Origin of the sequence: Devosia sp. ZW T5_3, from assembly GCF_044987315.1 — a bacterium.
GTDB lineage: Bacteria > Pseudomonadota > Alphaproteobacteria > Rhizobiales > Devosiaceae > Devosia.
Window position 1 is genome coordinate 1 of record NZ_JBJDRE010000004.1, and the last position, 12,037, is coordinate 12,037.

The window sequence follows — 12,037 nt, forward strand, 5'->3', positions numbered from 1 at the left end:
CAAGAATGGTACCGCCTGAACCGGACCCTGCATAAAAAGCGGATCGTGACGGGCGGCCATTGGCCCACTCTATCTGTTTCGGAAGGTCCAATGGCCGCCCGTTACCGTATAACCGCGACGCCACACCGGCCGGGCGGCATTTTTGGCTGTCCGGTCTGGAGCCTAGGCGTTGGAGGCCGTTTGTGCGTGGGCTATGCCGACCAGTGATGCGGCCGCGAGGGCCGGCGGCGGCCAATAAACCTCTGCGGGTGAGACCTGATGTATTATTCAACGCGGCGCACGCTTTTGGTCCAGCGAAATCAATATATTCGCAAGCAGATTTGAAATATTGTAGCAGCCGAAAGTGGTTCTAACGACAGCATCGTGGTTACAATTTGCACAGACCGTCAATCTCTGTAGTCATTCCTGCATACAATGCAGAATCTACTCTCCCGGAAACCGTGGAAACGGTTCGCACACAAACGCTTCCGAATATTGAGATAATCGTGGTCGATGACGGCTCGATAGACGGCACCCGTTCCCTTGCCCAACAGCTTGCGACGCGGGACCAGCGCATTAGGGTGATCTCGACACGCAATGGCGGGGTCGCCGCTGCGCGCAATGTGGGGATTGAAGCGGCGCAAGCAGCCTATATTGCTCCGGTCGATGCCGACGATCTGTGGCATCCTGACAAGCTCTCGCGCCAATTGGCAATTCTGGAAGCGCGGCCGGAAGTCACGCTGGTCTATTCCAGCCGGCGGAATATCGACGAGGCCAGTATCGTCACCAAGACGATTGCGCAGGCGACGCTCGCCGGCTGGGCTTGCCATCGCCTGACGGCATTCAATGCAGTGGGCAATGGCAGCGCCATCATGTTCCGCAGGGCGGACGCGCTGCAGGTAGGCGGCTACGATCGGCGGCTCAAGGAGCGCGGCGCGCAGGGCTGCGAGGACTTCCTGTTTCAGATCCGGCTGGCGATGCTTGGCGAGATTGCAGTGGATGAAGGTTATCTCGTCGGCTATCGAAAGCGGGCCGATGCCATGTCCAACGATGACGGCGCCATGCTGCGCTCGCGGCTGCTGGCACTCGACATTGTGGAACAGGAATTACCGGAACTGGCGACCACCGCCCGCGCGACCTACAAGAAGCACCAGTTTTTTCTGGGGCTGAAAGTGTTGGCAGAGGGCGACTGGCGCCAGGCAGGAGCATTGCTCGGCAGCTGGACAAAAGGCGCAAGCCTGGCGTCACTCGCGGACGGTCTGGGTTACGTGATGCACCGCCAGCAGACCCGCAAGGGTGTGATCGAGGCCGACAAGGAGCGTCGGCTCTTTGCGGATTACGCGGCCGGTGAGAATGCCGCGGCTGGTTTAAGCCGGCATTTGCAGCGCATTCTGAACGAAGTCGAGCCCCGCGACATTGCTTATGCCCACCTGCAAGACGCGCTTCAGCGGGCGACGGCATAGCCTGCGAACTCCAGCCAGCCTAGCGTTCGGCGCTGAGCCTCCGGGAAATCGATGATCGGCACATAGCCTAACTCGCGCGCCGCCTTATCGTGCGGCAATTTCCAGGTGCAGCGGTGCAGCAGGCTTCGTTCCAGGCTGGCGACCGGACGTCTGGGACCGGAGGCAGCCTCACCCGGCGTAGGCCGTACTTCGCGCATACCCGCTCGCAATGCTGCTTTGAGCGGACGCGGCAACGCCTTGGCAACGCGGCGCAATTGGCGAATGGTTTTCAAGCGAGCCATCAGACCGGCTCGGCGCTCCATCTGGGGCTGGGGAAGATCGTCTAGCGACAATCCCAAAGCCCCGGCGACCGGCCGCAGCAGGTCGGCCCAGCTATAGGTTTCGTCATCGCCAAGCAGATAGGCTTGGCCATCCGCGGTTGGCGTCTTGAGGGCGAGCGTCACGGCATGGATGAGATTGTCGACATAGATGCCATTGCATACCCCGGCGCCGCCATCGACCAGATAGGCCTCGCCCGCCAGCAATTCGTCTGCAAAGCCGCCGATCCAATAGGAGCGCGGCCCGTATACGATGCCGGGGCGCAGGATGGTGACCTCCACGCTCCCCTGTTGCCGCAAGCTCATCAGCAGCCGTTCAGCACGCACCTTGGCATTGTTGTATTCGATGGGTTGGCGATCCGAGAGCGGACTCTGTTCGGCCGTGCCTGGGGCCGGCGATTGCCCGTGAACGGACGCAGAGCTGAGATAGATCAACCGATTTACCCCAGCCGCCGCAGCGGCCCGGTAGACCGGCTCGATGGCCGCCACGATGGTTTGGGGATCACCAGCCATGGCATAGATAACGGCGCTGCAACCGTCAAAGGCGGCCTCAAGCGCCACTTGATCACGGCCATCCGCGATGCGGCCATCGAGTGCAAACCGGCTGGCCAATGCCAGCGATTGCGCCGCACGCACCACGGGCCGGACCTCATAACGCCCGCCAAGCGTCAGCAATTCGACGGCTCGATTGCCGATGAAGCCTCCGGCACCCAGAATGGCGACGCGCTCAGTCATGATGGCCTCGACAGCGCGCGGGCGCGGGCGAGTTCGTCTGCGCCCAACCATGGCAGGGCCATCGCGGCGCGATTGGCGTAGCAGGCCTCGATCATGGCGATGGTTGGCAAGATGTCGGCAGCACTGACGGCGTTCTTGTCGTTGTCCAGCGCGGCTTCGATCTGTCTTGCGAAGGCCTGGTGGAAGTCATCGCCCGGCGGCGCCCGCATCTGGGTGTCGGCGGTGTCGCCACCCGATAGGGCAAAGCGGAAATTGCGTGGGTCATTCACCGGCCACTCCAGCCAGCCCTTAGCCCCGACGATGCGATAGACATTGGGCTGCGCCCAATCACGGCTAAGACGAATCTTGGCCTGGAAGCCAGGGTAATCCAACGTAACAAGGCAATTTGCCTCGACGCCGCCGAACGCGTCATCCTCATAGGCAATCTGGTCTGGTTCGCCGAGCCACCAGGTCAGCAGATCCAGGCAGTGACTGCCGATATCCTGCAGCACGCCGCCACCAGAGGATGAGCGAGAGAAATATCCCGGCCCGGAAACGGGCCAGGAAAACGGGCCGCCTTCAAAGCAGGTGACAGCAGAAATTTGGCCCAACAGCCCCGACCGCACAATGTCGCGGATGGCATTGGTTGCGGGAAACTGCCGCCGGACGTGCCCAGCGAATAGAAGCCTGTCATTACGTGCTGCCGCCTCGATCATTTGCCGCGCCTGGACGCTGCCGATGGCGAGCGGCTTCTCGCACAGCACGTTCTTTCCGGCGTCCAATGCGGCAATGACCTGATCGGCATGGGCCATAGGGGGTGATGCCACGATCAGCAGGTCGCCGGGCGAGGACACTAGCGCATCGAAGCTTTGGGATACCTCTGTGCCGCTGATCAGGCCAGCAAACGCGCGAGCGCGTGCGGCGTCTGGGTCGAAGGCCACCACGCGGCCAATCCGACCCTTCTGTTGCAGAATGGCGAGGGCGGGCGCGTAATAAAGCGTACTAACGGCGCCGCATCCAGCGATGGCGATGTTTGCCTGTGGTGCGGTCATGGTTGGGACGCTCCCGCGAGCGTTCGCGCCATGATCTTGATGGCGGGCCAGACAATGGCTGGCGAGGCATCGAGGCGAATGGCCTGCCAGAGCTGGGCCCGCGCGGCCGACATGTCGCCCAGGCGCAGCATGCGGTCGGCCATGCCAAGCGAGGCACGGGCATAGATTCGCTTTGCTGCGGGTATGACGGCCTGCCGCGTCGCTGGCGGCAGATAGTCGGCAAAGATATCGATGGCCTGGCGGGTATAGGCCATGTCGTCGCCCGTGCGGACATGGCGCCCGGTATTGGATTGCAGATGCATGCGGTATTTCGCCAGCGGCCGCGGCTCGTACCAGACGGGATAGCGCGCGGCGATACGAACCCACATTTCCCAATCCTCGCTGCAGACCAGACGCTGGTCAAATCCCCCAAGCGCGACATAGGCGCTGCGGCGCACGGCAATGGAGGGCGTCATGATGCGCTGCTCGCGCGCCAGCCGCGCCAGGTGGTCAGGCAGCGGACCGGCATGGTCCTCTTCCTGCTCGGTCAAGCCGAGATCGCGGCCATCCTCATCAACGAAGCGCGCCCGGCAGAATGCCGCGCCAATTTCGGGCACAGCGTGGAAGCCATGCTCCAGCGCTTCGTAGAAGCCCGGCTCGACCAGGTCGTCGCCATGCAGCAAGTGCACCACCTGCCCGCGAGCGCGCTGCAGACAGGTGTGGAAATTGGCGATGTGGCCGACATTGCGTAACTGGCGGGTGAACTGCACGCGGCCTTTGCCAAGCTCGGCAACGATTGCGGCGGGGTCGTCGTTGTCGGAGGCGTCGTCGATAACCTCGATCTGCATCCGCTCTGGTCCCTGGTCCTGCGCCAAGACGCTGGCCAGCGTTTGCCTGAGATAATCGCCGCTGTTGAAGGTGGGGATCATCACCGACCAGAATGGAACAGATTGGTCAGGCGGAGGCCGGCTCACTGCATCGCGATAGCGCATGTCGAGGATAGAGGACCGGCTCATTGAAGCACCGAGGCTTTGGCGAGCCGCAGGCCGAGCCGGCCAAATGCGCCCCAGCGCACGGTCTGGCCTACGCCACCGCCGCGCAGGGCAAAAGCATAGGCCTGCCGTGACAATTGCGGTTGGCCCTTACTCAGATAGTCCTCGGCCCATTCGTAGAACAGCCGCGAACAGCCGGCGCGGGCCATGTCGTGGTATTGTCCCCCAAGGCATCGATCCATGCTGGTGAGGAAGGCGAAAGTACTGTCCAGCTTGCTCGCCTCCGATTGCGGGCTGAACATGCCGCCTTCATGCAGCCGGTAAAGCGCGACCGGCTCGGGATCGAACGCCAATAGGCCCGAAATGGCACAGAGTATGTAGAGCGGCCAATCGGTGCGCGGGAAGAAGCCGTGGTACCAGGCGGGTACATTGCGGATCGGGGCGAGGCGCAGCATTCCCGCGGCAGTTGCATAGGGATTGCCGTGCCAGATTTGCGCTAGATCGACACGGCGCGCCTGCGTTTGCGGCGTCCATAGGGCATCGGTCGGCGCCCAGCCCCGGACAATCGTGGCGTTGAAGAAATGGGCGGCGCAATCGGGATTGTTCAGGAGGAAATCGGCCTGTCGCTGCAGCTTGTCGGTGGCCGTCCAGCAATCGTCGCCATCAAGCAGGGCAACGAACTCGCCTTGGGCGGCGCGCAAGCCGCGGGCCACGGTTTCGTTGCTGTGCAAATTAGTCTCTGACAGCATCAGACGGATACGGCCGGGAAAGCGGGCCGCATAATCCTCGACAATTGCCCTTGTACCGTCGGTCGAGGCGTCTTCGCTGATTATGATCTCGACCTCGAAATTCGTTTGCTGGGCAAGTGCGCTATCGATGGCCGCGGCGATGAAGCCCACGTGATTGTAGGTAACAATAAGCACGGTCACGAGCGTCATTGCCGCCACCGCCGAATGGAGCGCTCAACGCGGCGCGTCGCCTGCTTGGCGCGCAGATAGACAAGGTCGGCGCTGCGTTGTAGGCCGGGCTGCGCATAGGGCGCCCGCGCGAGCCGCAAGGCCCGCCTTAGGGCTGTTTTGCCACCCAGATATTGCGCGACCCAATCGAGAAAGGCCGCGCGGGAGCGATGCTCGGCATGGCGCTGATATTGCCCAGACCTGATGGCCTCGGCGGAAACGGAGTGCTCGTGCTGGCGATATCGCGACAGGCAATGATCGTGGATGAAAACGGGATAGCGCAGGAACAGCTTGGTCCAGAGGGTCTGGTCTTCATAGAGGGTGAATTGCTCTTCGAAACCGCCGATTTCGGCAATGGCCGCGCGGCGGATCAGCACGGAACAGGTGCAGGGCACGTGCCAATCGAGTGACAGGATAACCTTGGAAACCAGTGCCGGCGGCCGATGCAGGCGATTGGCCTGGCGCTGCATCGGCTCAACCCAGCGCCAGGGCCGCTCCCCGTCGCGCCACCACAGCGTGGGACCATAAACCATCGCAGCTTCGAGATAGGCATCCAGCAGCGCCAGTTCGGTTTCGAGCTTTTGCGGCTCGTAAAGATCGTCGGCATCGAGAAAGGCAACAAACTCGCCCTTTGCCAGCGCGAGGCCTGCATTGCGCGCCGCAGCGGCACCGTGTCGCGCATTGGCGGGCCGCGACACCGTGCGGACGCGGGCATCGCTGGCGGCGGCAATCGCGGCGATTTCCGGGCTGGCATCAGTCGAGCCGTCATCGATCAGCAGGAGTTCCCAGTCGGTCTCGGTCTGGGCCAGTACGCTATCTATGGCCGCCTGCAGGAAGCGCTCAGCGTTCAGGACCGGCGTGATAATGGAGACCTTTGGCATCTAGCGGACCCTCAACCAGGAGGGGCGGCGAGGTTTGATCATGGCCCAGCATGTTTGCGCCGCGAGGCGGGCAAGCTGGGTGAGAACGCCCAATCGGGCGGGTGCCCGGCGAACGACATACGTAGCGAACCAGAAGAGGAATGCCAGATACGCCTGGCCATCGCCGCCATTGCCGGCTGATTTGGCCGAGAAGCTGTCCTTGTGCTGGCGATAGTGCGCCCAATTGTGCGAGGAAATGTAGGTCGGCGCCTCCAGCAAGGCCTTGGCGAAAAATACCTGATCCTCGAACATGCCGCGAAACCGGCTCTCAAAGCCTCCCAGGTCGCGGAGGAAGGCGCTGCGCATCAGCGCATTGCAGGTCGTGGGTGTCTGGCTCTGGTTTTCCAGCAGAATGGTCAGCAGGCGGGGCGGCAGCACCAAACGGTCCGGCGCGGTCCCGAGATCGTAGAAGAAATCGTCGGCGGTCTCGCCAGTTCGCCAGGAATGCCAGATCAGAGTGCGGCCGTAGATCATCTGGGCGTTGGGGTGGCGGTCCAGCAGGTCGACCTGTTCGGCCAGTTTGTGCGGCAGCCAGATATCGTCGCAATCGAGAAATCCGATCAGCGGGGCACGGGCGGCGGCAATGCCCAGATTGCGCGTGGCGCTCATGCCATGATTGGCGCCATCGGCGTGAGCAATGCTGCGGATGCGTCCGGGATGGCGGGCGGCATACTCACGGGCGATTTCGAGGCTACGGTCGCTCGAACCATCGTCGGCGATGATCAATTCCCAATCGAGGAAACTCTGCGCCACCACGCTGTCGATCGCCTCGGATAGGTAGCGGTCGCCATTGTAGACGATGATGATGGCACTGACCCGGGGCTCAGCCATGGCTGGCGATCAGGCGTTCGAAGCTGGCAGCATCCAGATTGCCGACGGCGACACGCGGCAGGGCAAAGCGATCGGCGCGGCGCCTTACGGCGTCCGGAACGGTGGTGCAGGCAAACTGCACGCCGCTCGATCGCGCCGCGGCCAGCGTCTCCTTGTTGTAATCGCCGAAAGGGAAGGCGAGCCCATGGGGTTGGATGCCGAGTGTTTCCACGATCCAATTGCGGCTGCGGCTGATTTCCTCGGCCTGCTCCAATGCAGAGAGCTGTGGCAACGACGGATGGTTCATGGTGTGGGCGCCGAAGTCGAGAACGCCCGGCTGAGAGAAATTCCGCAACTGCTCCTCATCCATGCAGCGATCGCTGGCGGGCGCATCAGCTGAGATGCCGGCCCATGCCACCAGGGTGGCAAGGTGCCCTGCCCGCTCCCCGTTGCCCATGAATTTGAGCACCGTCCAGACTTCGTCATGGACCTTGCGGCGTGTACCGGCTCGAAGATCCCAGACCGTGCTCCCGCCGGCGTGGTCGAGTGTCAGTTGCACAGGCAGATCCGGCGTTGCCAGAAAAATCCGTGTCAGAATATCCCACCAGAAACCGCCGGGTTGGCCGACAAAGGCAGGCGGCAGGAAAACGGTGGCCGGGCAGGTATAGCGCGCCAGCAAAGGCTTGGCATTGTCCAGCAGATCGACATAGCCATCGTCGAAAGTAATGGCGACAGCACGGGGAGCCGATTGGCCCCGCTCGAGCCGCTCCACTAACCAGGATAGGGGCACCACGTCCCGCTTGGTGCGCAAGATCTCGAGCTGAATCGCGAACCGGGTCGGCGATACGGCCAGCTCCCATGGATCGTGCTCGAGGTCGGCAATGCGGTGATACATCAGGATCAGCGGACGCTCGGTGCCCAGCAGGCGGCGGACAGTGCGCGCCATCGCGCCCAATGCGCTGCGGGCGCTCATAGGGCCTTCCTGGCACTGGCCGCGACGATGACCGGGCAAAGCGGATCATCCACGTCGAGGTCCTGGGGACGCACTTCATGCTCGGCATAGCCATAGAGGAAGGCCGACGCGGCAAGGACGTTACCATAGGCGTTGACGGCGATGTCGCTGGCGGCAAACCGCGTTTCGAGCAACTTGCGCAGCCCGGCTGGCGAGATGGCCCAATACCAAGTCGCATTCCATTCGCCCTTGTCGATCGAGGAGATCCAGGGAACGGTGACGAGGACGGAGCCGCCGGGCTTTAGTGCCTTCCAGATCGTCGCGATAGCCGCGGGCATGTCGAAGATCAGGTGCAGCGTCTGGGTGAGGACCATGCAATCGAACGTGTTGTCTGGTAGGTTATGCACGCCGGATATGTCCCCGACATAGGTCACCCCCGGCTGCCCGGCGAAGCGGTGAAACGCCTCGGCTGAAACCACGCGGTCGCCGCCGAATTGGACCGTATAGGCCGTGTCGCCGATTTCGAGCACATGCCCGTGGATCAGTTGCGCGTGGCGCGCCAGAAAATCCTCCACATAATGCCGATCCAACGGCTTGCCGCGATCATAACCAAATTCGGTGCTGACCCGTTCGGTGCCGAGGCCGGAAAAGGGACCACGCGCAGCCGGACCATCGCCCTTGGCCCTGCGCCGCATGAGGCGCTGGAGGTCGGAACCGATAAGCCGGATTGCCGGGCCGGGAAACGGCAGCATGAACGAAGCGGTCTGGGAGAGTGATCTGCCAACCTGCCGGCCCGACCGGACGGCGGCTTTGAGGCGGCCCAGCTGCGCTGTACCATAATAATCAAACCAGTAACGCAAGCCGCGCTGGCGGGCGGCTTTCCAATGTTGGTTGGTGTCGGCAATTGCCTTCTGCTTGTTCAGCACAAGGTGGACGGCCTTGTTCATACGGGCCAAGTCGGACGACATATTGCTGCCGTGCTGACGGTATTCGGCGAGCACTTCCGGCCCGCAACTGACGCCGTGCTTTTGAGCCATGCGGAGATACACGTCATAATCCTCGCAGGCTGGCAGGGTGGTGTCGAACCCGCCAATCGCGGCCAGTAATTCCCGCCGATACAACACCGTTCCATGCATGCGAATACAGTTTTGGGTGAGCAGGGTTTGATAAGGATCCCGCCCCGTCGGGCGCAGTGTGTATTCCTTGCTCCAATCGGGTTCGGTGCCGAACTGGCGATAGGCACCATAGACGAAGCCGCAACCGGGATGTGCCTTGATACGACGGAGCAGTGTGTCCAGAGCGATTTCCGTGAGGCGGTCATCCGCGTCAAGGAACAGGATATATCGACCCCGCGCCGCCCTGAGTCCGGTATTGCGCGCGGCCGAGAGCCCCTGATTGGCCTGGCGGATGAGCTCGACCCCAGTAAACTCCGCGGTCACCGTCTCGGGGTGATCGCTGGAGCCATCATCGACGACGATGATTTCGTCTGCCGGATGGCTTTGCCCCCGAATGCTCTCGATCGCGTCCCGCAAATATCTGGCGTGGTTATAGGTGGTGACAATGACGGAAATTTCCGCGCCGCCTGCCCCGCTTATCATTTCCGTCCGGGCTCCCACGCGCAGATTATCCACTAACAACGCGCCTCTGCTATTTTTCAAGTTTAAGCTTTATGATCGACCGTTTCTTCTACTCAATCTGCATTGAGCTATGAAATACTGCAATCGAAAGCCAAGATATAAGTAAATTTCACAGAGTTGATTTATACAATCAGAGGATCGCTTCGCTGGTCCATTCAAGGCGCGGCCGGACGACACCTTGCCATTTGCCGTACCAACCAAAACGTCCCTCCGGATTGTCGAGGATTTCGAAGGTGAGAAGGTCGGGAACCGATAGCAGCAGCTCGCCCTCCTCCCACACTTCGAACGTCACCCGGTAGGTGCCGTCATTCATGAGATCGCCGGGCACGACACAACGCTCACGGCGACGGCCAATTGTTGCCGCACTTGGTTCTTCAGTGGGACCGGCATTGAAGACCACGACGCCCTCTTCATTGGTGACCAGAAGGCTGGCGTTGAAAATGGCGCCATCGCGCAGATTGTCGTATTCAAAGCTCATGGCAAAGCTCTGCCGGACGTCCAGGGGGGCGCCGGGTTCAGCGCCGATCGCCTCGATACGCGCGCTACGCAGGCGCATGGCCGCATTGCCGGGGGCCTTGTCTGCGTCAGGCCAGTCGCGAGCGATACCGCCGCTGGCATGGTCCGTTCCAGCATAGCGCGCGATGACTCCGGCGGTCGGACCGTCGGCTGCTATCACACCATGGTCGAGCCATAGCGCGCGATGGCAGATAGCCTGGATGGCGATCAGACTATGGCTGATGAAAATCACGGTGCGCCCATCATGGGCGGTGGCATCCATGCGGTTGAGGCATTTTTGCTGAAACTTGTAATCGCCGACAGCGAGGACTTCGTCCACTAGCAGGATATCGGTGTCGAGATGGGCGGCCACAGCAAAAGCGAGCCGCATGTACATACCGCTGGAATAGCGTTTCACCGGCGTATCGATGAAGGCTTCCACGCCGGAGAAGTCGACGATCTCGTCAAAGCGCCGCCGCACGTCAGCCCGGGGCATGCCCAGAATGGCGCCGCTGAGATAGACATTGTCGCGTCCGCTTAGTTCGGGATGAAAGCCCGTGCCCACTTCCAGCAGTGAGCCGATGCGGCCTCGATAGGTGACCGATCCGCGCGTGGGCGGGGTAATGCGAGACAATATCTTGAGCAATGTGCTCTTGCCGGCGCCGTTCTCGCCCAAGATGCCGACGACCTCGCCAGGCGCAATTTCAAACGAGACGCCTTTGAGCGCCCAGAAATCCTGCCCGCCATTAGCCGGGGCCTTGCTGCGCCTTCCTGGCACCATCGCGCTGGCGGTGGCGCTGAGGAGTTCTGCCAAGGTCGACGCGCCGGCATTCTGGCCCAATCGATAGCGTTTTGCGATGTCATTAGCCTGGATTGCCGGCAGCATGGCTTTTCCTAAATCAGATCGGCAAAGCCGCGTTCGAGCCGCATGAAAATGACGATGCCGCAGGCGAGCAGCACTGTCGCCGTAACAGCAGACACGGCGACAAGCGACCACGGGTCGGTTGAGGAGCCCAGCAAAACCCAGCGAAAACCCTCGACGACGCCTGCCATCGGATTGAGCCCTAGCAGCGGCCGCAGCGCTTCAGGGACCAGGCTGGCGGGATAGACGACGGGGGTGGCGAACATGCCAAGTTGCAGTAGCAGGGGCACAAGATGGCGGATGTCGCGGTAACGCACGTTGAGCGAAGCAAGGATTGCCCCCAGGCCCAGAGCTGATGCGAGCGCTATCGCCGTCAATGGTATCAGGAGGGGCAGTCGCGGGCTCGGCATAATACCAGCAATGGCCAGTACCGGGATCAGGAATGCCAGAGCGATAGCCAGATCAAGCAACGGCGACAAGACTGCCGACAACGGGAGCGACAAGCGCGGAAAATACACCTTCTCGATCAGCGAGGCGTTGTTGGTGGCGCTGTTGGCGGCGTTGGTGAGCGCCTGAGAAAAATAGTTCCAGGCGGTCAGAGCGCAGATGCTGAACGCCCAATAGGGCTGGCCATCCGAGGCGACTTTCACCAGCGTGCCGAAGATGAGCGTGAAGACGACCATACTGAAGAATGGCGGCACGAGCGCCCAGGCGGCGCCGAAGAAGGTCTGGCGATAGCGCACCTTGATGTCGCGCCAGACGAGGAAAGCGACGAGATCACGATTGTCCCATACCTCGCGGAGGTAGATGACAATCGAGCCCCGGTCCGGCGTGATGATCGTTGCGTGCCGCTCAGGCTGCTCTGACATCAAGGCTCCAATAGAAAACTGCTGGCGGTGCGTGGTGGGA

12 protein-coding genes are annotated in these 12,037 nt (G+C 61.9%); 2 read left to right on the plus strand and 10 right to left on the minus strand.

From position 1 onward, the window contains the following. Both ACI3KW_RS05825 and ACI3KW_RS05830 read left to right on the plus strand, forming a co-directional pair. Nucleotides 1–207, plus strand: a 207-nt coding sequence (locus ACI3KW_RS05825; RefSeq protein ID WP_404847304.1) for a hypothetical protein, incomplete at its 5' end; no start/stop codon positions are given. A 167-nt stretch (nt 208–374) separates the two neighbouring features. Beyond that, nucleotides 375–1,442 (plus strand): glycosyltransferase family 2 protein, encoded by a 1,068-nt coding sequence (locus tag ACI3KW_RS05830; protein ID WP_404847305.1) that lies wholly within the window; start codon nt 375–377, stop codon nt 1,440–1,442. Here ACI3KW_RS05830 and ACI3KW_RS05835 read toward each other — a convergent pair. The 10 genes from ACI3KW_RS05835 to ACI3KW_RS05880 all read right to left on the minus strand — a co-directional run bounded on the left by ACI3KW_RS05835 (nt 1,424) and on the right by ACI3KW_RS05880 (nt 11,997). Beyond that, on the minus strand, nt 1,424–2,494 hold the full coding sequence (locus tag ACI3KW_RS05835) for an NAD-dependent epimerase/dehydratase family protein (protein ID WP_404847306.1): 1,071 nt from the start codon (nt 2,492–2,494) through the stop codon (nt 1,424–1,426). The two genes, ACI3KW_RS05830 and ACI3KW_RS05835, sit on opposite strands and share 19 nt — an antisense overlap. Then, complete coding sequence (locus ACI3KW_RS05840) at nt 2,491–3,525, minus strand: Gfo/Idh/MocA family protein (RefSeq protein WP_404847307.1); 1,035 nt, start codon at nt 3,523–3,525, stop codon at nt 2,491–2,493. Before ACI3KW_RS05840 ends, ACI3KW_RS05835 begins: the two co-directional genes overlap by 4 nt. Beyond that, complete coding sequence (locus ACI3KW_RS05845) at nt 3,522–4,520, minus strand: glycosyltransferase (RefSeq protein WP_404847308.1); 999 nt, start codon at nt 4,518–4,520, stop codon at nt 3,522–3,524. The genes ACI3KW_RS05840 and ACI3KW_RS05845 overlap by 4 nt, the downstream gene beginning before the upstream one ends. Next, complete coding sequence (locus tag ACI3KW_RS05850) at nt 4,517–5,434, minus strand: glycosyltransferase (RefSeq protein WP_404847309.1); 918 nt, start codon at nt 5,432–5,434, stop codon at nt 4,517–4,519. The genes ACI3KW_RS05845 and ACI3KW_RS05850 overlap by 4 nt, the downstream gene beginning before the upstream one ends. Next, nucleotides 5,431–6,333: a glycosyltransferase gene (locus tag ACI3KW_RS05855; protein ID WP_404847310.1), complete on the minus strand. Its 903-nt coding sequence runs from the start codon at nt 6,331–6,333 to the stop codon at nt 5,431–5,433. Before ACI3KW_RS05855 ends, ACI3KW_RS05850 begins: the two co-directional genes overlap by 4 nt. After that, on the minus strand, nt 6,334–7,203 hold the full coding sequence (locus ACI3KW_RS05860; RefSeq protein ID WP_404847311.1) for a glycosyltransferase family 2 protein: 870 nt from the start codon (nt 7,201–7,203) through the stop codon (nt 6,334–6,336). Beyond that, nucleotides 7,196–8,155, minus strand: a complete 960-nt coding sequence (locus tag ACI3KW_RS05865) for a polysaccharide deacetylase family protein (RefSeq protein ID WP_404847312.1) — start codon at nt 8,153–8,155, stop codon at nt 7,196–7,198. Before ACI3KW_RS05865 ends, ACI3KW_RS05860 begins: the two co-directional genes overlap by 8 nt. Further along, the gene (locus tag ACI3KW_RS05870) at nt 8,152–9,732 is read right to left on the minus strand and encodes a glycosyltransferase (protein ID WP_404847313.1); all 1,581 of its coding nucleotides are present in this window, start codon (nt 9,730–9,732) and stop codon (nt 8,152–8,154) included. The genes ACI3KW_RS05865 and ACI3KW_RS05870 overlap by 4 nt, the downstream gene beginning before the upstream one ends. A gap of 169 nt (nt 9,733–9,901) precedes the next feature. Continuing rightward, entirely contained in the window at nt 9,902–11,152 is a 1,251-nt protein-coding gene (locus ACI3KW_RS05875; RefSeq protein ID WP_404847314.1) for a polysaccharide ABC transporter ATP-binding protein, read from the minus strand. A gap of 8 nt (nt 11,153–11,160) precedes the next feature. After that, a complete protein-coding gene (locus tag ACI3KW_RS05880) occupies nt 11,161–11,997 on the minus strand; it encodes an ABC transporter permease (protein ID WP_404847315.1) in 837 nt (278 codons plus the stop codon). Between the last annotated feature and the right edge of the window lie 40 nt (nt 11,998–12,037).